At 72.4% G+C, this 20,556-nt stretch carries 21 protein-coding genes; 8 read left to right on the top strand and 13 right to left on the bottom strand.

The features are described from left to right. Nucleotides 1–152: 152 nt before the first annotated feature. Nucleotides 153–1,580, bottom strand: a complete 1,428-nt coding sequence (argH, locus tag ACGFYQ_RS14655) for an argininosuccinate lyase (protein WP_393743663.1) — start codon at nucleotides 1,578–1,580, stop codon at nucleotides 153–155. Nucleotides 1,581–1,703: 123 nt separating this feature from the next. Further along, complete coding sequence (locus ACGFYQ_RS14660; protein WP_393743665.1) at nucleotides 1,704–2,897, bottom strand: argininosuccinate synthase; 1,194 nt, start codon at nucleotides 2,895–2,897, stop codon at nucleotides 1,704–1,706. A gap of 163 nt (nucleotides 2,898–3,060) precedes the next feature. On the opposite strand from ACGFYQ_RS14660, the gene ACGFYQ_RS14665 reads away from it, so the two are divergent. Genes ACGFYQ_RS14665 through ACGFYQ_RS14675 form a run of 3 tightly spaced genes read left to right on the top strand, consistent with a single transcriptional unit; the run spans nucleotide 3,061 to nucleotide 5,793 of the window. Next, nucleotides 3,061–4,467: a hypothetical protein gene (locus ACGFYQ_RS14665; protein WP_393743667.1), complete on the top strand. Its 1,407-nt coding sequence runs from the start codon at nucleotides 3,061–3,063 to the stop codon at nucleotides 4,465–4,467. Between the two features lie 42 nt (nucleotides 4,468–4,509). Further along, the gene (locus ACGFYQ_RS14670) at nucleotides 4,510–5,091 is read left to right on the top strand and encodes a pyridoxamine 5'-phosphate oxidase family protein (RefSeq protein WP_393743669.1); all 582 of its coding nucleotides are present in this window, start codon (nucleotides 4,510–4,512) and stop codon (nucleotides 5,089–5,091) included. A 6-nt stretch (nucleotides 5,092–5,097) separates the two neighbouring features. Further along, a complete protein-coding gene (locus tag ACGFYQ_RS14675) occupies nucleotides 5,098–5,793 on the top strand; it encodes a L,D-transpeptidase (protein ID WP_393744041.1) in 696 nt (231 codons plus the stop codon). Here the strand turns inward: ACGFYQ_RS14675 and ACGFYQ_RS14680 are convergent. The 7 genes from ACGFYQ_RS14680 to ACGFYQ_RS14710 form a co-directional block, all read right to left on the bottom strand. Beyond that, nucleotides 5,780–6,292: a hypothetical protein gene (locus ACGFYQ_RS14680; protein ID WP_393743671.1), complete on the bottom strand. Its 513-nt coding sequence runs from the start codon at nucleotides 6,290–6,292 to the stop codon at nucleotides 5,780–5,782. The two genes, ACGFYQ_RS14675 and ACGFYQ_RS14680, sit on opposite strands and share 14 nt — an antisense overlap. An 83-nt stretch (nucleotides 6,293–6,375) precedes the next feature. Then, nucleotides 6,376–6,915: an arginine repressor gene (locus tag ACGFYQ_RS14685; RefSeq protein ID WP_393743673.1), complete on the bottom strand. Its 540-nt coding sequence runs from the start codon at nucleotides 6,913–6,915 to the stop codon at nucleotides 6,376–6,378. A gap of 7 nt (nucleotides 6,916–6,922) precedes the next feature. Beyond that, a complete protein-coding gene (locus ACGFYQ_RS14690) occupies nucleotides 6,923–8,134 on the bottom strand; it encodes an acetylornithine transaminase (protein WP_393743675.1) in 1,212 nt (403 codons plus the stop codon). Continuing rightward, complete coding sequence (argB, locus tag ACGFYQ_RS14695; RefSeq protein WP_393743677.1) at nucleotides 8,131–9,066, bottom strand: acetylglutamate kinase; 936 nt, start codon at nucleotides 9,064–9,066, stop codon at nucleotides 8,131–8,133. Before argB ends, ACGFYQ_RS14690 begins: the two co-directional genes overlap by 4 nt. Nucleotides 9,067–9,219: 153 nt before the next feature. Further along, complete coding sequence (gene argJ / locus ACGFYQ_RS14700) at nucleotides 9,220–10,392, bottom strand: bifunctional glutamate N-acetyltransferase/amino-acid acetyltransferase ArgJ (protein WP_393743679.1); 1,173 nt, start codon at nucleotides 10,390–10,392, stop codon at nucleotides 9,220–9,222. Next, nucleotides 10,389–11,417, bottom strand: a complete 1,029-nt coding sequence (gene argC, locus ACGFYQ_RS14705) for an N-acetyl-gamma-glutamyl-phosphate reductase (RefSeq protein WP_393743681.1) — start codon at nucleotides 11,415–11,417, stop codon at nucleotides 10,389–10,391. Before argC ends, argJ begins: the two co-directional genes overlap by 4 nt. Before the next feature lie 260 nt (nucleotides 11,418–11,677). Continuing rightward, nucleotides 11,678–12,070, bottom strand: coding sequence for an ester cyclase (locus ACGFYQ_RS14710; RefSeq protein WP_393743683.1), 393 nt, complete (start codon nucleotides 12,068–12,070; stop codon nucleotides 11,678–11,680). A gap of 125 nt (nucleotides 12,071–12,195) precedes the next feature. On the opposite strand from ACGFYQ_RS14710, the gene ACGFYQ_RS14715 reads away from it, so the two are divergent. Then, nucleotides 12,196–12,774 (top strand): PadR family transcriptional regulator, encoded by a 579-nt coding sequence (locus ACGFYQ_RS14715; protein WP_393743685.1) that lies wholly within the window; start codon nucleotides 12,196–12,198, stop codon nucleotides 12,772–12,774. Between the two features lie 20 nt (nucleotides 12,775–12,794). Then, nucleotides 12,795–13,775: an NADPH:quinone reductase gene (locus ACGFYQ_RS14720; protein ID WP_393743687.1), complete on the top strand. Its 981-nt coding sequence runs from the start codon at nucleotides 12,795–12,797 to the stop codon at nucleotides 13,773–13,775. Nucleotides 13,776–14,088: 313 nt separating this feature from the next. On the opposite strand, the gene ACGFYQ_RS14725 is transcribed toward ACGFYQ_RS14720, so the two are convergent. From ACGFYQ_RS14725 to ACGFYQ_RS14735, 3 genes are read right to left on the bottom strand one after another with little or no spacing between them, the layout of a single operon-like run. Next, the gene (locus ACGFYQ_RS14725; protein ID WP_393743689.1) at nucleotides 14,089–14,838 is read right to left on the bottom strand and encodes an N-acetyltransferase; all 750 of its coding nucleotides are present in this window, start codon (nucleotides 14,836–14,838) and stop codon (nucleotides 14,089–14,091) included. A gap of 40 nt (nucleotides 14,839–14,878) precedes the next feature. Next, nucleotides 14,879–15,454 (bottom strand): histidine phosphatase family protein, encoded by a 576-nt coding sequence (locus tag ACGFYQ_RS14730; protein WP_393743691.1) that lies wholly within the window; start codon nucleotides 15,452–15,454, stop codon nucleotides 14,879–14,881. 31 nt (nucleotides 15,455–15,485) lie between these two features. Then, nucleotides 15,486–16,967 carry a PLP-dependent aminotransferase family protein gene (locus ACGFYQ_RS14735; protein WP_393743693.1) on the bottom strand — a complete coding sequence of 494 codons (1,482 nt, stop codon included), beginning with the start codon at nucleotides 16,965–16,967 and terminating at the stop codon, nucleotides 15,486–15,488. Between ACGFYQ_RS14735 and ACGFYQ_RS14740 the strand changes: the two genes are divergently transcribed. Both ACGFYQ_RS14740 and ACGFYQ_RS14745 read left to right on the top strand, forming a co-directional pair. Further along, entirely contained in the window at nucleotides 16,966–17,961 is a 996-nt protein-coding gene (locus ACGFYQ_RS14740) for a DMT family transporter (RefSeq protein WP_393743695.1), read from the top strand. The two genes, ACGFYQ_RS14735 and ACGFYQ_RS14740, sit on opposite strands and share 2 nt — an antisense overlap. A 57-nt stretch (nucleotides 17,962–18,018) precedes the next feature. Continuing rightward, complete coding sequence (locus ACGFYQ_RS14745; RefSeq protein WP_388564280.1) at nucleotides 18,019–18,216, top strand: DUF1918 domain-containing protein; 198 nt, start codon at nucleotides 18,019–18,021, stop codon at nucleotides 18,214–18,216. Between the two features lie 33 nt (nucleotides 18,217–18,249). On the opposite strand, the gene ACGFYQ_RS14750 is transcribed toward ACGFYQ_RS14745, so the two are convergent. After that, complete coding sequence (locus ACGFYQ_RS14750) at nucleotides 18,250–19,494, bottom strand: glycoside hydrolase family 10 protein (protein WP_393743698.1); 1,245 nt, start codon at nucleotides 19,492–19,494, stop codon at nucleotides 18,250–18,252. A 154-nt stretch (nucleotides 19,495–19,648) separates the two neighbouring features. Between ACGFYQ_RS14750 and ACGFYQ_RS14755 the strand changes: the two genes are divergently transcribed. After that, on the top strand, nucleotides 19,649–20,551 hold the full coding sequence (locus tag ACGFYQ_RS14755) for a 3-hydroxybutyryl-CoA dehydrogenase (protein WP_362397293.1): 903 nt from the start codon (nucleotides 19,649–19,651) through the stop codon (nucleotides 20,549–20,551). Nucleotides 20,552–20,556: the final 5 nt, after the last annotated feature.

A 20,556-nucleotide genomic window follows, 5' to 3' on the forward strand; every position in this document is an offset into this window, starting at 1 on the left:
GGGGGGGGGGGGGCGGGGGGGGGGGGGGGGGGGGGGGGGCCGGGCCCCGCGGGGGGGGGGGGGGGCCCCCCCCCCCCGGGCGCCCGCCCCCCCCCCCGGCGGGGGGGGGGGGGGGGCCCCGGGCCCCCCCCCCGCCCCTCCGGGCACGGCGGCTACTGCTTGTGGGCCGCCCAGGCGTGCTGGATGACCAGGTCCGCCTTCAGCTCGGTCAGCTGGACGGCGACCGCCGACGGGGCGGTGCCGCCGCGGCCGTTGCGCGAGGCCAGGGCGCCCTTGACGTTCAGGACGGTCCGGACCTCGGGGGTCAGGTGCTCCGAGATCTTCGTGAACTGCTCGTCCGTCAGCTCGTCGAGCTCGATCCCGAGCACCTCGCAGACCTTGACGCACTCGCCGGCCACCTCGTGTGCCACCCGGAACGGCACGCCCTGCTTGACCAGCCACTCCGCGATGTCGGTGGCGAGCGAGAAGCCCGCCGGAGCCAGCTCCTCCATCCGCTCGCGGTTGACCGTGAGGGTGGCCATCATCCCGGTGAAGGCCGGCAGCAGGACCTCAAGGGTGTCGCAGGAGTCGAAGACCGGCTCCTTGTCCTCCTGGAGGTCCCGGTTGTACGCCAGCGGCAGCGCCTTGAGGGTGGCCAGCAGGCCGGTCAGGTTGCCGATGAGACGGCCCGACTTGCCGCGCGCCAGCTCCGCGATGTCCGGGTTCTTCTTCTGCGGCATGATCGACGACCCGGTCGAGAAGGCGTCGTGCAGCGTCACGAAGGAGAACTCCTTCGTGTTCCAGATGATGATCTCCTCCGCGATCCGGGAGAGGTTGATCCCGATCATCGCGGTGATGAAGGCGAACTCGGCGACGAAGTCGCGCGAGGCCGTGCCGTCGATCGAGTTGCCGACCGAGCCCCGCTCGAAGCCCAGGTCGGCGGCGACCGCCTCCGGGTCCAGGCCCAGCGAGGAGCCGGCCAGCGCGCCCGAGCCGTACGGGGACACCGCGGTCCGGGTGTCCCACTGCCGCAGCCGCTCCGCGTCCCGGGACAGGGACTGCACGTGGGCCAGTACGTGGTGCGCGAAGAGCACCGGCTGCGCGTGCTGGAGGTGGGTCCGGCCGGGCATCGCCACGTCCGCGTGGCTCTCGGCGAGGCCGACCAGCGCGTCCTGGAGGTCCGCGATCAGGCCGCCGACGATCCGGGCGTGGTCGCGCAGGTACATCCGGAAGAGCGTGGCCACCTGGTCGTTGCGGGACCGGCCGGCCCGCAGCTTGCCGCCGAGGTCGGCGCCGAGCCGCTCCAGCAGGCCGCGTTCCAGGGCGGTGTGCACGTCCTCGTCGGCGATGGTGCCGGTGAAGGAGCCGTCGGCCACATCGGCTTCGAGCTGGTCGAGGCCGGCAACCATGCGCTCCAGCTCTTCGGCGGTGAGCAGCCCGGCCTTGTGCAGCACGCGGGCGTGGGCGCGGGAGCCCGCGATGTCGTACGGCGCGAGGCGCCAGTCGAAGTGGACCGACGCGGACAGCTTCGCGAGGGCCTCGGCCGGGCCGTCGGCGAAGCGCCCGCCCCAGAGCCGGACGTCACCGTTGTTGCTGCTCACAGCTACTGCTCCTCAAGACTGCATGGCTTCGGGTGTGCAACGGCCTCCCCGCCGCGGAGGTAACGGGGAGGCCGTCCGTTCTACTGCGTGTCGTTACTGCGCGTTGGTACTGCGCTGTACGGCTCAGCCGAGGTCGCGGCGGGCCGCGATCTTCGAGGAGAGACCGAAGATCTCGATGAAGCCCTGGGCCTTGGACTGGTCGAAGGTGTCGCCCGAGTCGTAGGTCGCCAGGTTGAAGTCGTACAGCGACTCGGCCGACTTCCGGCCGGTGACGACGGCGCGGCCGCCGTGCAGGGTCATCCGGATGTCACCGGTGACGTGCTGGTTGGCCTCGTTGATGAAGCCGTCCAGCGCCCGCTTCAGCGGGGAGAACCACAGGCCGTCGTAGACCAGCTCGCCCCAGCGCTGCTCGACCTGCCGCTTGTAGCGGGCCAGCTCGCGCTCGACGGTGACGTTCTCCAGCTCCTGGTGGGCGGTGATCAGCGCGATCGCGCCCGGGGCCTCGTACACCTCACGGGACTTGATGCCGACGAGGCGGTCCTCGACGATGTCGATCCGGCCGATGCCCTGGGCTCCGGCGCGCTCGTTGAGCTGCTGGATGGCCTGGAGCACGGTGACGGGCCTGCCGTCGATGGCGACCGGGACGCCGGCCTCGAAGGAGATGACGACCTCGTCGGCCTCGCGCGGGACGGCCGGGTTCGAGGTGTACTCGTAGATGTCCTCGATCGGCGCGTTCCAGATGTCCTCCAGGAAGCCCGTCTCGACGGCGCGCCCGAAGACGTTCTGGTCGATGGAGTACGGGGACTTCTTGGTCGTCGCGATCGGCAGGTCGGCCTTCTCGGCGAAGGCGATCGCCTTGTCCCGGGTCATGGCGTAGTCGCGGACCGGGGCGATGCACGTGAGGTCGGGGCCGAGGGCGGCGATGCCGGCCTCGAAGCGGACCTGGTCGTTGCCCTTGCCGGTGCAGCCGTGGGCGACGATCGAGGCGTTGTGCTTCTTCGCGGCGGCGACCAGGTGCTTGACGATCGCCGGCCGGGAGAGCGCCGAGACCAGCGGGTAGCGGTCCATGTAGAGGGCGTTCGCCTTGATCGCCGGGAGGCAGTACTCGTCGGCGAACTCGTCCTTGGCGTCCGCGACCTCGGCCTCGACGGCACCGCAGGCGAGGGCGCGCTTGCGGATGACGTCCAGGTCCTCGCCGCCCTGACCGACGTCCACGGCGACCGCGATGACCTCGGCGCCCGTCTCCTCGGCGATCCAGCCGATGGCGACGGAGGTGTCCAGGCCGCCTGAATAGGCGAGTACGACGCGCTCGGCCACGGGCTTCTCCTTACGGTGCAATCAACGACAGGCATAACTATGCACTGCTCCGTATGTTTCGTCAATCAACCCTCGCCGTGCGGCCTGACCAGCGGAAATATCGGAGGCGTGACGGCCACGCGGTTGCCTACCCTCAGCGGTAAGGACAACAGGGGGTGGCCGCATGAGCGCGAGGCGGGAACGGGCGATATGGGCGGGGCGCGAGATCGCCGAGCGCCTGCTGGACGGCGGGGATCCCGGTCACACACCGGTGCCGCTCCCCGAGGGCGTGGCGGACACGTGGATCGCCTTCGACCAGGGGGTGCGCGATATCCATCGCTGGCGGTACGGAACCGCGTACGACGGCCGGCACGTGGAAGGCCTGCACGTGGTGGCGCTGTGCCACCCCGACGGCCATGTCCGCGAGGGCGCGCTCCGGGCGCCGGACCCGGTGCCCGAACTCGTCGCGATCCGCTGCACCGACTGGGTTCCGGCCGTACGGGAACAGGCCCGGCGCGTGCTGCACGCGGCACTGACCGCCGACCCCGCGGGCACCCTGCGCCGGCTGACGCCGCTCCTCCTGCGGCTGGGCCGCCGCGAGCACGGCGCCTGGGCCCTGGCGCTGCTCCCCGAGGCGATGCGCGGCCGGCCCGTGCAAGCCGAGCTGCGTGAGAGCGCGGACCTGCCGACCCGGCGGTTCGCCGCGCGGGTAGCACTGGAGAGCGGGCAGTTCGGCGTACGGGAACTCGCCCGGCAGGCCGCCGCCGAGCTGGATCCGCCGACCGCCCGGATGTGGGCGGACGCCGCGCTCGCCGCCATGGCCGTCGACGGGCCGGACGACCGGGCGGTCGACTCCCTGCTCGGCGCCCACATCCCGATGGTCCGCGCCAGCGGGGTCACCGCCCTGCGCGGGGCCGGCCGGGCCGCCGAGGCCGGGGAGTACCTCACCGACTGCTCCGGGCTGGTCCGGGCCTGTGCCCGCTGGCTGGTCCGCCAGGACGGCGGCGACCCATACGCCCGCTGCCGCGAGCTGGTCGCCGACCCGGGCCGGGTGACCCCGTACGCGGTCACCGGCTTCGCCGAGTGCGCCCGCCGCGAGGACGGGCCGCTGCTGCGCGCCCTGCTGGGGCACCCCGCCGGCGCGGTGCGGGCGGCCGCCGTCGCCGGGCTGCGGCTGTTGGACGCGGACGACGAGCAGCTGTTGCGATCGCTGCTCGACGACCCGTGGCCGGGAGTGGCCCGCGAGGTCTCCCGGAGCCTGCGCGCCACAGCGGGGCCGCTGCCCGCCGACTGGCTGACCGCGCGCGTCGCCCCCGACCGGCCGACCCACACCCGCCGGGCCGCGTTCCACCTGCTGAGGGCCCAGGGCGGCGTCGCCGCGCTGCGGGCCGCGCTCAGCCTGCTGGACGTACGGGATCCCGGTCTGCGCGAGCTCGCCGAGGGCACCGTACGGGCGTGGGAGTGGCAGCGCACTCTGCTGGCGAGGCAGGCGGAGGCGGCCGAGCTGGGCGCCCTGCTGGAGCGGTCCGCGTACCTCTTCGACGACTACCAACTGGCCCTGCGCTACGACCGGCTGGGTCTCGGGACATGAAAGGCGCGGCCCGGGCCGGCCGTCCGGGCCGATAATCGGCGCATGGGAAAGCAATTCGAACGCATAGACGGCCGGCTGCGCACGTTCATCGAGGAGCAGCCGGTCTTCTTCACCGCCACCGCCCCGCTCGCGGGTGACGGCCACGTCAACCTGTCCCCCAAGGGCCGCGCCGGGACCCTCGTCGTCATCGACGACCGGACGCTCGCGTACCTCGACTTCGGCGGCAGCGGCGCCGAGACCATCGCCCACGTCCGCGAGAACGGCCGGATCACCCTGATGTGGTGCGCGTTCTCCGGTCCGCCGAACATCGTGCGCATCCACGGCGAGGGCGAGGCGGTCTTCCGCGACGACCCCCGCTGGGGTGAGCTGATCGCGCTGTTCGGCGAGGCCGACGGGCCGTCCGCCCGGGCGGTCATCGTCGTGCGAGCCCGCCGGATCGCCGATGTGTGCGGGTACGCCGTCCCCTTGATGGAGTACCAGGGCGAGCGCACCCTCCACGCGGAGTACTTCGGCCGCAAGACGGACGAGGAGTTCGCGGAGTACTGCGAGAAGAAGGACTTCATCGGGTCGAGCCTCGACGGCCTGCCTGCGCTGCCGCTGCCCCTTCCGCCCCGTACCGTCTGACATGTGCTGCGTACCGCTCTCGTCACGGGCTCACTGATCGTCACCACCCTGCTTCCGCCCGGCCCGTACGGGTCCGCGCCGCTGCCTGCCCGTCTCACCGAGACGGGCGGCGGCAGCCAGCTGATCACCGCCGTCGCGCCCGCACCCGGATCCACGACGGGACGGGTGACCTGGTGGGACCGGCGGGCGGGGCGCTGGTTCGAGGCCGGCAGCGCCGAGGCGCGATTCGGCGCGAACGGCCTGACCGAGGGCGCGACCCGCACCCAGGGCACCAGCACGACGCCGGCGGGCCTGTACGAGCTCCCGTACGCCTTCGGGATCCGCCGCGCACCGGCCGGGACGGAGTACCGCTACCGGCGGGTGACGGACCGTTCGTGGTGGTGCCAGGACAACGCGTCCGCCAGCTACAACCGCTGGGTGGAGCCGCTGCCGGCGGACTGCGCGCCGGGCGAGGCGGAGCACCTGGTGACGTACGAGAAGCAGTACGCGCACGCGCTGCTCATCGGCTTCAACTACGAGCGGCCGGTACGCGGCCGGGGCGCGGGCATCTTCCTGCACGTCAACGGCAAGGGTGCCACGGCGGGTTGTGTGTCCGTGCCGGAGCGGGCCATGCGCGCGATCCTGCGCTGGGCCAACCCCCGCCGCAGGCCGCACATCGCGATCGGCACGGAGTCCGGGGCGCTGGCCGTCACCCGCTACTAGCCTCGGCTTGCAGTACGACGACCAGGAGGGTGAGGCATCCCAGCAACGGCCGGTCCTTCTCCTTCGGCATCCGGGTCACCGGGGGCAGCAGGGCGAACCGGTCGTACCAGAAGGCGAGGCTGCGCTCGCCGTACTCGGTGTCGTGGCGGTCGATCCAGCGGAACGACCCCGGCGTGTCCCGGTAGCGGCGCACCGCGTCGAGCAGGGCGGCGGGCAGCGGGTGCGCGGGCGTCCGGGCCCGGTCCGGGCCCTCTTCCGTCGGACGGACCAGGCCCTCGGCGTCCATGCGGACGTACCCGCCCAGAAGCAGTTCGGCGGCCGCCGCCTCGGTCCCCTCCCGCAGGATCATGGCCGCGAAGTACGGGTCGAGGTCGAGCCCGGCCACCCGGGCCGTGATCTCCCGGCCCAGCCGGGTCCGGCGCCGTCGGCGCAGGCCGATGCCCGCGTACACGGCGGCGGCCACGGTGCACGCCCAGACGGCGAGGACGAGTGGGAACACGCCCCGAGGCTACGTCCGCGGGCACCGGCTCCGACATCGGATTTCCGGCGCCCGCGTACCTGGGGGGGGAGGGCTGGAGCGGCTCAGCTCTCCTTCTGGGCCAGGCGCAGCAGATGGTCCGCCAGGGCCTGGCCGCCCGCCGGGTCGCGGCTGATCAGCATCAGGGTGTCGTCGCCCGCGATCGTGCCCAGGATCTCCCGGAGTTCGGCCTGGTCGATCGCGGAGGCGAGGAACTGGGCCGCCCCCGGCGGGGTGCGCAGGACGACGAGGTTCGCGGAAGCCTCCGCCGAGATCAGCAGCTCCCCGGAGAGGCGCCGCATGCGCTCCTCCTTCGCGGACTCGCCGAGCGGGGCCTGCGGGGTGCGGAAGCCGCCCTCGCTGGGCACCGCGTAGATCAGCTCGCCGCCGGTGTTGCGGATCTTCACCGCGCCCAGCTCGTCGAGGTCGCGGGAGAGCGTCGCCTGGGTGACGCTCAGCCCGTCGTCGGCGAGCAGCTTGGCCAGCTGGCTCTGGGAGCGGACCGGCTGCCGGTTGAGGATGTCCACGATCCGGCGGTGGCGGGCGGTGCGGGTCTGCGGGACGGCCTGGCCTCCCCCGTGCTCGTTCTCCTGCGCCTGACTCATCGTCGTCTCATTCTCCGGATCCGTCCCCGTTGGCTGCGTCGAGGATGCCGGGCAGGTCCCGGAGGAACGCGTCCGCCTCGGCCTCGGAGAGGACGTACGGGGGCATGAGCCGTACGACGTCGGGGGCGGGCGCGTTGACCAGGTAGCCGGCGTCCTGAGCCGCCTGCTGCACCTGGGGTGCGAGGGGCTCGGTCAGCACGATACCCAGCAGAAGGCCCGCACCACGGACGTGGGAGACCAGCGGATGCCCGGAAGACTCGATTCCGGAGCGCAGCCGCTCGCCGCGCGCCTTGACCTGGTCGAGCAGGCCCTCGGTGGCGATGGTGTCGATGACGGCGAGGCCCGCGGCGCAGGCGACCGGGTTCCCGCCGAAGGTGGTGCCGTGCTGGCCGGGCTGGAGCAGGTCCGCGGCCGGGCCGAAGGCGGCGACGGCGCCGATGGGCAGACCGCCGCCCAGCCCCTTGGCGAGGGTGACGAGGTCGGGTTCGACGCCCTCGTGGGCCTGGTGCTCGAACCACTGGCCGCACCGGCCGATGCCGGTCTGCACCTCGTCGAGGACGAGGAGGGTGCCGGTGGCGCGGGTGATCTCGCGGGCGGACGTCAGGTATCCGGCGGGCGGCACGACGACACCGTTCTCGCCCTGGATCGGCTCGATGACGACGAGCGCGGTCTCCTCGGTGACGGCGGCGCGCAGGGCCTCGACGTCGCCGTAGGGGACGTGCGTGACGTCACCGGGCAGCGGCCGGAAGGGGTCCTGCTTCTTCGGCTGGCCGGTGAGCGCGAGGGCGCCCATGGTCCGGCCGTGGAAGCCGCCCGTGGTGGCGACCATGTGGGTCCGGCCGGTCAGCCGGCCGATCTTGAAGGCGGCTTCCACCGCCTCGGCGCCGGAGTTGCAGAAGAAGACCTTGCCGGGGCGGCCGAAGAGCTGGAGCAGCCGCTCGCCGAGCGCGAGGACGGGCTCGGAGGCGTAGAGGTTGGAGACGTGGCCCAGGGTCGAGATCTGGCCGGTCACGGCCGCGACGATCGCCGGGTGGGCGTGGCCGAGGGCGTTGACCGCGATGCCGCCGACGAAGTCGGTGTACTGCTTGCCGTCCGCGTCCCAGACCTGGGCGCCCTCGCCGCGTACGAGGGCCAGCGACGGGGTGCCGTAGTTGTCGGTCAGCGCGGCCTGCCAGCGGGCGCCGTACCCCTGATTGCCGGTCTTCTGATCGCCGGTCACTGTGCTCCCCCTTGCTGCTCGTCGGGCACGACCATCGTGCCGATTCCCTCGTCGGTGAAGATTTCCAGCAGGATCGAGTGCTGGACCCGTCCGTCGATCACCCGGGCGGTACTGACGCCGCCGCGGACGGCGTGCAGGCAGCCCTGCATCTTGGGCACCATGCCGCTGGACAGCTCGGGCAGCAGCTTCTCCAGCTCGCTGACGGTGAGCCGGCTGATGACCTCGTCGCTGTTGGGCCAGTCCGCGTAGAGGCCCTCGACGTCGGTGAGGACCATCAGCGTCTCGGCGCCGAGCGCGGCGGCCAGCGCCGCGGCCGCCGTGTCGGCGTTCACGTTGTACACGTGGTGGTCGTCGGCGCTGCGCGCGATGGAGGAGATGACCGGGATCCGGCCGTCGGCCAGCAGCGCCTCGATCGCACCGGTGTCGATGGCGGTGATCTCGCCGACCCGCCCGATGTCGACGAGCTCGCCGTCGATCTCCGGGCTGTGCTTGGTGGCGGTGATGGTGTGGGCGTCCTCGCCGGTCAGGCCGACGGCGAGCGGTCCGTGCTGGTTGAGGAGCCCGACCAGCTCACGCTGGACCTGGCCCGCCAGGACCATCCGTACGACGTCCATGGCCTCCGGGGTCGTCACGCGCAGACCGGCCTTGAACTCGCTGACCAGGCCCTGCTTGTCGAGCTGGGCGTTGATCTGGGGGCCGCCGCCGTGCACCACGACGGGCTTGAGGCCCGCCTGGCGCAGGAAGACCACGTCCTGGGCGAAGGCGGCCTTGAGGTCTTCGTCGATCATGGCGTTGCCGCCGAACTTGATGACGACGACCTTGCCGTTGTGCCGGGTGAGCCAGGGCAGGGCTTCGATGAGGATCTCTGCCTTTGGGAGAGCCGTGTGCTTGCGGGTTGAGGGGGTTCCCTCATGTGAGTGATTGACGCTCATCCACGTATTCCTAGAGGCTTTGACCAGCCGCCGGGCGGGCGGTGTTGGCCTGCGGAGGCGATGTCAGACCGGCTCGGACACGTCCGATGCGGCAGTCGCCGATGAAACAGGAAGCCTCACCGGCGACGGTGAGACTCGCCGTGAGCGAGCACGTCAAGAGCTGTACGCGCTGTTCTCGTGGACGTACTCGGCCGTGAGGTCGTTGGCCCAAATGGTCGCTGCAGCACTTCCGGTCGCGAGGTCCGCAGTAATGCGGACCTCGCGGTCCTTCATCGAAACGAGGTCGCGGTCCTCGCCGACCGAGCCGTTCCTGCAGACCCAGACGTCGTTGATGGCGACGTTGAGCCGGTCCGGGTCGAAGGCGGCCCTGGTGGTGCCGATGGCGGAGAGCACCCGGCCCCAGTTCGGGTCCTCGCCGTGGATGGCGCACTTGAGCAGGTTGTTCCGGGCGATGGACCGGCCGACCTCGACCGCGTCGTCCTCGCTGGCCGCGCCGATCACCTCGATGCGGATGTCCTTGCTGGCGCCCTCGGCGTCGCCGATCAGCTGGCGGGCCAGGTCGTCGCAGACGGTGCGTACGGCCTCGGCGAACTCCTCGTACGCGGGCACCTCGCCGGAGGCGCCGGACGCCAGCAGCAGCACCGTGTCGTTGGTGGACATGCAGCCGTCGGAGTCGACCCGGTCGAAGGTGGTGCGGGTGGCGGAGCGCAGGGCCCGGTCGAGGGTGGCGCTGTCCAGGTCGGCGTCGGTGGTGAGGACGACGAGCATCGTGGCCAGGCCGGGGGCGAGCATGCCCGCGCCCTTGGCCATGCCGCCGACGGTCCAGCCTCCCTGGGAGAGGGTGGCCGTCTTGTGCACGGTGTCGGTGGTCTTGATGGCGACGGCCGCGTCTTCGCCGCCGTCCTCTGACAGGGCGGCCACGGCGGTCTCGATGCCGGGGAGCAGCTTGTCCATGGGGAGCAGGACGCCGATCAGGCCGGTGGACGCGACGGCGATCTCGCCGGCGTTGAAGTCCTGGCCGAGACCCTGCCGGTTCAAGGCGTCCGCCGCCTTCTCGGCGGTGGCGTGGGTGTCCTGGAAGCCCTTGGGGCCGGTGCAGGCGTTGGCGCCGCCGGAGTTCAGGACGACCGCGCTGACCGTGGCGCCGCGCAGGACCTGCTCGGACCAGTGCACGGGCGCGGCCTTGACGCGGTTGGAGGTGAAGACGCCCGCGGCGGCCAGCCGCGGCCCGTTGTTGACCACCAGGGCGAGGTCCGGGTTGCCGTTCGCCTTGATCCCGGCGGCGATGCCGGCCGCGGTGAATCCCTGTGCTGCCGTGACGCTCACGGTGCCACTCCGATCGTGGAAAGCCCCAGGCTCTCGTGGAGCCCGAGGGCGATGTTCATGCTCTGTACCGCGCCGCCGGCGGTGCCCTTGGTCAGGTTGTCGATGGCGCTGATGGCGATGATCCGCTGTGCGGACTCGTCATGGGCGACCTGGAGGTGAACGGCGTTGGATCCGTGGACGGACTTGGTGGACGGCCACCGGCCCTCGGGCAGCAGCTGCACGAAGGGCTCGTCGGCGTACGCCTTCTCGTAGGCGGCGCGCAGGGACTCGGCGGTGGTGCCGGGGAGGGCCTTGGCGGAGCAGGTGGCGAGGATGCCCCGGGCCATGGGTACGAGGGTCGGTGTGAACGACACGCTCACCTTGGTGCCCGCGAGCGGGGACAGGTTCTGCACCATCTCGGGCGTGTGCCGGTGGCCGCCGCCCACTCCGTACGGGGTGACGCTGCCCATGACCTCGGCGCCGAGCAGGTGCGTCTTGAGCGCCTTGCCCGCGCCCGAGGTGCCGGTGGCGGCGACGATCACGGCCTCGGGCTCGGCGAGCTGGGCCTGGTAGGCCGGGAAGAGCGCGAGGGAGACGGCGGTGGGGAAGCAGCCGGGGACGGCGATGCGCTTGGTCCCCTCCAGCGCGGCCCGCCCGCCGGGCAGCTCGGGGAGCCCGTACGGCCAGGTCCCGGCGTGCGGGGCGCCGTAGAACGCGTCCCAGTCGGCCGAATCCTTGAGCCGGTGGTCGGCGCCCATGTCGACGACGAGGACGTCGTCGCCGAGCTGGGCGGCGACGGCGGCGGACTGGCCGTGCGGGAGCGCGAGGAACACGACATCGTGGCCGGCGAGGACCGCGGGGCTGGTCTCCTCCAGGGTCCGCCCGGCGAGCGGCACGAGGTGCGGCTGCAGGGAGCCGAAGAGCTGCCCGGCGTTGGAGTTGCCGGTCAGCGCGCCGATCTCCACCTCGGGGTGCGCGAGCAGCAGGCGCAGGACTTCACCGCCCGCGTATCCACTCGCTCCGGCCACCGCTACACGTACCACCATCGGACCCTCCTCATCGATGGCATGACTATACGTACCGACGCACGTTTATGCAAAGCTCGGAGGCCGGGCCGATCGCTCCCGTGTGACTGTGCAGCCGATCTGGCGGCTGAGCATCTGACCTGGCGGGTCTGATCAGCTCGGATGGCGGGCAGGGTAGCGGCCCCCGTCGCTCCACTGCGCGGTCTTCACGTGCAGCCACGCCAGTGAGAGATGGCTCCGCTGTGCCGGAGCGCGCGAAAAGGTACCCAGCGCGACTGGGCTCACGGCCCCGGTACGGCACCGATCTGCTGCATCACCCCGAGGAGGTCGGGCTGCCCCCGTTCGCCGACGATCCGGCCGTCGGCCAGATAGTAGAAGTTCATGGCCTGCACCGAAATCTTGTTGCCGGTCGCCGGGATCCCGAAGAATTCACCGTCGTGGGTTCCCCGCATGGTGAACCGCGCGGCGACCGTGTCGCCTTCGGTGACCGTCTCCTCCAGCGTCCACTGGACGTCCGGGAAGGCGCTGCGCATCATCCCGAGGACTTCCATGTACCCCTCGGGCCCCCGCAGCGGTTCCGGGTGGCTGGGTGCGTGGAACACCGCGTCCGGAGAAATGACCTCGCGAGCGAGACCCTCGTCGCCCGTGTTGATGAACTCGACGAAGCGGTTCATCACTGACTCGCTGGACTGCGCCGGCATCTTGCTGTGCCTCTCCAAAGACGATGGGTGGACACCTGGGACCTTAACATCGAATCGATGTTTACATCGATTCGATGTAGGCGTGCGAGGATGGACCCATGCTCGAACTCGCGATACTCGGCTTCCTCGCCGAGGGACCCCTGCCCGGACACGAGCTGCGCCGCCGCGTCTCACAGCTGACCGGCTACACGCGGCCGGTCAGCGACGGCAGCCTGTATCCGGCGATCAATCGTCTGACCAAGGCGAGCTTGATCGAGCGGCGCGCCGACCCGGCCGCGGGGGCGGCCCGGTACGTGCTCAGCCTGACCCCGGCCGGACGGGCCGACATGCTTCAGCGCCTGCGCAAGCCCGCCGACCACGAGATCACCGACTTCACCCGGTTCTACATCGTCCTGACATTCCTCTCCCACCTGCCCGACGTGGCCGAACAGCACGCAGTGCTGCGCAGACGGCTGGAGTTCCTGGAAGAACCGGCGAGCTTCTTCTACGACAACGACCGGCCCCTGCGTGCCGAAGAGATCGCCGACCCCTACCGGCGCGGCATGCTGCTCACCGCCCGCGCCACCAGCCGCGCCGAACGGACCTGGCTGCGCGAGACCCTCGGGGAGGAACCGCCCGCATTCGACACCGGATGCAACGACAGCGATCCGCATGCGCCCGCCGCTCCCGCGAGCTGAATGTCCACGGAGGTTTCTCCATGCTTGCTTCCTGGTACGACGACCAGGGACCCGCCGCCGATGTCCTGCACGTCGGCGAACTCCCTGATCCCATCCCCGGCCCCCGCGAGGTCCGCGTCCGCGTCACCGTCTCGGGCGTCAACCCCGGCGACACCAAGAAGCGGCGCGGCTGGCTCGGCTCGTCCATGCCCTACCCGCGAGTGATCCCGCACAGCGACGCCGCCGGAGTCATCGACACCGTGGGCGCCGGAGTCGACGCCCGCCGCGTCGGGCAACGAGTCTGGGTGTACGGGGCCCAGTCCTACCGCCCCTTCGGCACGGCCGCCCAGTACACCGTCGTCCCTGCGGATCTGGCCGTCCCGCTACCCGACCACCTCAGCGACGAGCTGGGCGCGAGCCTCGGCATCCCCGGTATCACCGCCCACCGCACCGTCTTCGCCGACGGCCCGGTCGATGGCCAGCTGGTCCTGGTCCACGGAGTTCTCGGCGGCGTCGGCTCACTGGCCGCCCAGCTCGCCCACTGGGCTGGCGCCACCGTGATCGCCACCGTCCGCCGAACCACGGACCTCGACCACGTCGACCCGGCCGTCGTCGCCCACGCCGTCGCCCTGGACACCGGCGACGCCGCAGCGGCCATCCGCTCGTACGCGCCGCGGGGCGTCGACCGCATCGTCGAGGTCGCGCTGTCCGAGAACGCCGACCTCGACAACGCCGTCGCCGCCAACGAGGCCGTCATCGCCGCCTACGCCACCCGCGCGGACCGCACCGAGATCCCCTTCTGGCCCCTGCTGTTCAACAACGTCACCCTGCGGCTGCTCGGCAGCGACGACTTCCCTGCCGAGGCCAAGCGTCAGGCCGCCCGCGACCTCACCTCCGCAGCCGCCGTCGGCGCCCTCACCGTCGACGTCCGCGACCGCTACCCGCTGGACGACATCGCCAAGGCCCACGACCACGTCGACGCCGGCGGTGGCCACGGCCGCATCCTGCTCACCATCCCGTAGAAACGACCGGGTTCGCTGTCAACGCGGTTGCGCACTGGCATGGCGCCACAGACACCACCCTCATGTCCCACATCGCAATGGTCGTCGGCGACAACAGCGGTGACGGGACCACCGGTCAGCAGGCCATCGATGACTGTCTTCAACGAGAACGGACACACGGCCGGCTACAACGCCCTGACCGGCAAAATCTGCCTGCCCAGCTCCGCCAGGTCATGTGCTCAGTCCGCCAGATCGGCTGCTCAGTCTCACCCGGACATGACTGAGCGCTCCGGTCGGCCCGCTCGGCCAACTGGAGCGCTCGGTCGCATCGGAACTAGCCGAGCGGGTGGCGGACCCAGACGTTCGGCTCCACGTAGACCGCGTAGCCCTGTTCCGGGTCGCAGTGGACCGGGGCGAGGGCGCCCGGGACGTGGACCGGGCCGGGCGTGTCGAAGGGCAGGCCCGTCCACTCGCGCCACTGCGCGAGGGAGCCGGTGATCGTCATCGAGAGCGGGGCCACCGAGTCGACGGCGCCGCCCGCGCGGACGTGGACGCGCAGCCAGGGGTCGTGCGGGAGGCCGTCCGCGCGGGTGCGGTACGCGTACTCGTGGATCGAGGTGTCCGGCTCGGCCGGCTTTCCGCTGGGCCGGACCGGGGCGACCGCCTCGGCGAAGCCGCGGGCGCGGGCGTTGTCCCGCATCGCGGCCAGCATCAGGCCGGACAGGCCCTCGCCCTGCCGGTCGGTGGCGACGCTGATCTCGATCGCGCTCACCGTGTCGGGCTCGATCCCGCGCCGCAGGTCGGAGAAGGCCCACATCAGGATCCGGTCCCAGCCCTGCGCCGGCAGCACCCCGTCGCGGCCCGGCGCGTGCTGCGCGAAGGGCACACTGAAGCCCCGGGCGACCACCGCGTCGCCGTCCGTGGCGATCAGGACGTACTCCGGGAACTCCGCCACCATCCGCGGATACAGCAGCCAGGCCAGCGCGTCGTGCTGGGCGAACTCGGGCCACGAGTCCTTCATGTCCCAGAGCCGGGCCGCCAGTTCGGGCCGCTCCGCGAGCGTGGTGATCACTATTCCGGTCATCGTCGCAGGCTAAGAGGGGGCCGGGCGGGTCTCAACCGATTTACACCGGGGCCTGCAGGGAGAGGTGCCACCGCCCCGACCAGCCTGTCAGGGTGATCGTGGAGAGCGGCCGCACGTCCACGTTCCAGTAGGTCAGCGGCGGCGCCTGCAGCGCGTACACCAGGGCGGCCCGGACCACGGAGGGCTCCGCCACCGCCACGATCTCGCCCCCGTCGTCGGCGGGCCGGGTGTCCAGCCAGCCGCCGATCCGGGAGATGAAGGCGAGCAGTGACTCCCCGCCGTGCGGGGCGGCGCGCGGGTCGGTGAGCCAGAGGTCCACCGCCCCCGGTTCGTGGGCGGTCACCTCGGCGAGGGTCAGCCCCCGCCAGCGGCCCATGTCGCACTCGCGCAGCGCGGGCTGGGCGAGCGGCGCGTACCCGAGGGCCTCGCCGGTGGCCCGGCTGCGCGGGGTTGGCGAGCAGTAGCGCAGCTCGGCCGCGCCCAGCGGTACGAGGCCCCGGGCGGCGCACTCGACCGACCGCCAGCCGGGGCCGTCCAGCGGCCGGTCGTCGTCGAAGCGCTCGGCGAGCAGCGAGGAACTGCGGGCTGCGGCGACGAGCGAAACCCGAACATGCATGCGGCGATGGTGAGCCGCGCGCCGCACGGGGTCAAGCGTCTGGACGGAGGCCGCCCGCGGACCCGCCCGCCGTGCCGTTCGCGGACCCGCCCGCCGGCCCGCCCTTCAGCCGCCGGACCGCTTCCACCAGTTCACCGGGGCCCGAAACCCCGGCGAAGCTCAACCGTACGTACGGACCCGGCGGTTCGGCGCAGAAGTACGGGCGGCCGGGCGCGACCGCGACCCCGGCGCGCAGGGCCGCCGCCGTGAAGCCGGCGTCGTCCTCCCCGCCGGCCGGGCGTACCCACAGCTGGTAGCCGCCGGAGGGCAGGTGCGGGAGTTCCAGCCCGGGCAGCTCCCGCCGCAGGGCCCCCGCGAGCACGTCCCGCCGGTGGCGGAGTTCGGCGGCCACGGTCCGCAGGTGGCGCGGCCAGGCGGGTGCGCCGACCAGTTCCAGGGCGGCTTCCTGGAGCGGCCGGGGCACGAAGAAGCTGTCCACGACCTGGATGGCGCGCAGCCGGTCCACCACCGGCCCCCGGGCGGCGAGGGCGCCGACCCGCAGGCTGGGCGAGGTGGCCTTGGTCAGGGACCGGACGTGCACCACCACCCCGTCCGCGTCCTCGGCGGCCAGTGTCGCGGGCAGCGGCCCGGCGTCCTCGTGGGCCAGGGCGCGGGCGTAGTCGTCCTCGACCACGAAGGCCCCGGCGGCCCGGGCGATCCGCAGCACCTCGGCCCGCCGCCCGGGAGCCAGCACCGTCCCGGTCGGGTTCTGGAACAGCGGCTGGCATACGAAGACCCGTGCCCCGGTCGCTTCGAAGGCGGCGGCGAGCAGCTCCGGCCGGACCCCGTCGGCGTCCACCGGGACCGGCACGGGCCGGCAGCCGGAGGCGCGGGCGATGGCCAGCAGCCCGGGGTAGGTCGGGGACTCCACCAGGATCGGCGCGCCGGGAGGGGCGAGCGCCCGCAGGGCGGTGGACAGCGCGCTCTGCCCGCCCGCGGTGACCAGCACGTCGGCGGCCCCGACGGATCCGCCGATCTCCCGGGCGAACCAGTCGCGCAGCTCGGGCAGCCCCTCGACGGGCGGCCTCCCCCACGCCCCGGGCCGGCGCCCGGCCCGGGCCAGCGCGGCGGCCATGGCCCGCTCGGGCTGGAGGGAGGGGTGCAGGTAGCCGCTGTTGAGCTCGATCACCCCGGCCGGCTGCGCGGCCAGCGTCGTCAGCACCCCGGTGGCGTCCACGGAACGCGGAACGACCTCCCCGGCCCCTTCCGCGCTGAGGGCGACCTCCTGCCAGGAGGTGTCCCCGGGCGCGGGGGCCGACGTACGCGGCCGGGCGCGGAAGACCCCGGCGCCGGGCCGGGTGACGACCAGGCCCTCGGCGGCGAGCTGGGCGAGGGCCCGGGAGACGGTGACGGGGCTGACCCGGTAGCGCTCGACCAGGGCCCGGCTCGACGGGAGCTTTCCACCCACCGAGTAGCGGTTGAGTTCGGACCTCAGGGAGTCGGCCAATTCCGCCACACTGCTACGCTCGTACATGACAGCACAGAATAGCGCTACCGCGCCGGTGACGATAGCGGTCGAGAGTCCCGGGGGCTGCCACACGTCCGGGCACACGTCCGAGGGCCACACGCCCAAGGGCCACACGTCCAAGGGCTCCACGCCGGCGAGCAGCGCGTCCGGCCGCCGCGGTACCGCCCTCGCCCTGCTCGGCGTGATCGCCTTCTCCCTGACCTTCCCCTCCACCGCCTGGGGGCTGGAGAGCTTCGGACCCTGGTCGCTGGTGGCCCTGCGCAGCGCCCTCGCGGCCGTCATCGCCGGCGCCTTCCTGCTGGCGTGCCGGGTCCCGCTGCCCGCGCGCGAGCACTGGGCGGGGCTGGCCGTCGTCGCCGCCGGGGTGGTCGTCGGCTTCCCCCTGCTCACCACCCTCGCGCTGACGACCTCCACGACCTCCCACGCCGCCGTGGTCGTCGGACTGCTGCCGCTGACCACGGCCGCCCTGTCCGCGTTGCGCACCGGGGCCCGGCCCTCCCGCCGCTTCTGGGCCGCGGCCCTGGCCGGGGCCGCCGTGGTCCTCGGCTTCACCGTGGCGCAGAGCGGCGGTTCGCTCTCGGCCGGCGACGCCTACCTGTTCGGCGCCCTGCTGGTGTGCGCCGCCGGGTACACCGAGGGCGGCCGCCTCGCCCGTACGCTGCCCGGCTGGCAGGTGATCGGCTGGGCGCTGGTGCTGTGCCTGCCGCTCAGCCTCGCCGGCTCCGTGCTGGGGCTCGCGTACGAGCCGGTGCACCTCACCGGCCACGGGGTGGCCGGCCTGGTGTGGGCGGCGGCCGGATCCACCTTCCTCGGCCTGTACGTCTGGTACCGGGGCATGGCCGAGATCGGCGCGCCGCGGGCCAGCCAGCTCCAGCTCGCCCAGCCGCTGCTGACCCTGGTCTGGTCGGTGGCGCTGCTCGGCGAGCGGCTGTCGCCCGCCGCCCCGGTGGCCGCCTGCGCGGTCCTGGTCTGCATCGCCGTGACCCAACGGGTCAAATAGGGCGGGAACGACCTAAACTGCTAGCACCGGATCGGACCGCCACCGAGGAGGTCAGTTATGCGCGCGACCGAGGGCGACCAGCTGGTGCAGCACGGCAGGATCGTCGGACAGCACGACAAGGTGGGCGAGATCACCCAGGTCCTGGGCGAAAACGGGACTCCCCCGTACCGGGTCCGCTTCCAGGACGGCCACGAGGCCCTGATGGCTCCCGGACCCGACTGCACGGTCCGCCACCCCGCAGAGCCCGAGCACTGAACGAACAGGTGACGAGCACGAACGAGCACTGAGTCAGTGCGGGGGCGCCGCCCAGCCGTAGTGGTCGGCGACCACCCGGGCCATCGCTCCGTTGGGGTCCGCGGCCACCTGCTTCGCCGAGAAGTAGGCGTGGCCGCGGACCTCCGGGTACCCGCGGGCGAACCGCAGGTGCTTCGACAGCTCCGCCGGGTCGCGCCATGCCGCGGTGGGGCTGTCCGCGTCGCAGCGGTACAGCGCCTCCCCCACGTACAGCTGCACCTTCGTGCCCGCGACCGTCCGCGCCCACCAGGGGACGATGTCGGCGTAGTCGGCGGTCGGGTGCCCGATCTGCCAGTAGGCCTGCGGCACGATGTAGTCGATCCAGCCCTCGGTGACCCACTTGCGGGTGTCCGCGTACAGGTCGTCGTACGTCCCGAGGCCCGCCCGTGTGGCCGAACCGAGCGGGTCGCGGTTGGAGTTGCGCCAGACCGCGAAGGGGCTGACGCCGAAGCGGACCGCGGGCCGGAGCTTCCGCAGCCGCGCGGACATCTCGCTGACCAGGGTGTCGGTGTTGTGGCGGCGCCAGTCGGCGCGGGAGCGGAAGGCCCCGCCGTGTTCCTCGTAGGCCTCGTCGTCGTCGAACACCTCCCCCTCGACCGGGTACGGGTAGAAGTAGTCGTCCCAGTGCACCCCGTCCACGGGATAGCGGGTGACGGCGTCGAGCATGGCCTCCTGGACGAAGAGCCGCACCTCGGGCAGACCGGGGTTGTAGAAGAGCTTGCCGCCGTACTCGACGGTCCAGTCGGGATGGAGCCGGGCCGGGTGCTCGGGTGCCAGCAGGTCGAGGTCGGTGTGGTTGGCCACGCGGTACGGGTTGAACCAGGCGTGCAGTTCCAGCCCGCGGGCGTGCGCTTCGGTGACGGCCGTGCCCAGCGGGTCCCAGCCCGGATCCACCCCCTGCTCCCCCGTCAGCCACTGCGACCACGGCTCCAGCGGCGAGGGCCACAGCGCGTCGGCCGCCGGCCGGACCTGGAGGATCACGGCGTTGAGCCGGCGCTTCACGGCCGTGTCCAGGAGGCCGAGCAGCTCCGCCCGCTGTGTCCGGGCCGACAGCCCGCTCCGGGAGGGCCAGTCCACATTCGCTACGGAGGCGATCCACATCCCCCGGAACTCCGCGGCCGGCGCTTCGCGGGCCCGCGCGGGCGCCGCCGCCCACGCGAGCCCCGCCCGGTCCGATGCCGCCGAGGCCAGCGCCCCGGCGGCCCCTGCCAGCAGCCCCCGCCGCCCGATGTGCGCCATGTGACGACTCCATTCCGTTGCGTGACATTGCTCTGCGTCCGCCCAGCATGCCCGCCCCGGCCCGCCACCGGGGGCAAGGTCGGGGGTAACGTCGGGGGGCGTGGCGGGCGCCGGAACGCAGTTACCACTGTCAGGCCCGGGGGACCCGCGATGGATGAGCAGCGAAAGGCACGAAGTGACGGACCTCTCTACCCTCCCGACCGACATCACACGGGTCGGCGTAGTGGGCTGCGGCCAGATGGGCGCGGGCATCGCGGAGGTGTGCGCCCGCAGCGGTCTTGAGGTGAAGGTCGCCGAGACCACGGGCGAGGCCCTGGAGATCGGGCGCACCCGGCTGCACAACTCCCTGACGAAGGCCGCCGAACGCGGCAAGATCAGCGAGGAGGAGCGGGACGCCACCCTGGCCCGCCTCACCTTCACCACCGACCTCGGCGAGTTCGCCGACCGCGACCTCGTCATCGAGGCCGTCGTCGAGAACGAGCAGGTCAAGACGGAGATCTTCCAGGTCCTCGACCAGGTGATCACCCGCCCGGACGCGATCCTGGCCTCCAACACCTCCTCGATCCCGCTGGTCAAGCTGGCCGTCGCGACCTCGCGGCCCGACCAGGTCATCGGCATCCACTTCTTCAACCCGGCCCCGGTGCAGCAGCTCGTGGAGCTGATCCCGGCGCTGACCACGAGCGACGAGACCATCAAGCGGGCCGAGGCCCTGGTCGGGAAGGTGCTGGGCAAGCACGCGATCCGCGCCCAGGACCGGTCCGGCTTCGTGGTCAACGCGCTCCTCATCCCGTACCTGCTGTCCGCGATCCGGATGTTCGAGTCGGGCATCGCGAGCCGCGAGGACATCGACAACGGCATGGAGCTGGGCTGCGCCCACCCGATGGGGCCGCTGAAGCTGGCGGACCTGATCGGCCTGGACACGGTGGCCTCGGTGGCCGACTCGATGTACGCCGAGTTCAAGGAGCCGCTGTACGCCGCTCCCCCGCTGCTCCAGCGGATGGTCGACGCGGGCCGCCTGGGCCGCAAGACGGGCGCGGGCTTCTACCCGTACGGCTGAGTCCC

It is taken from the genome of Streptomyces sp. NPDC048258, from assembly GCF_043201995.1.
GTDB lineage: Bacteria > Actinomycetota > Actinomycetes > Streptomycetales > Streptomycetaceae > Streptomyces.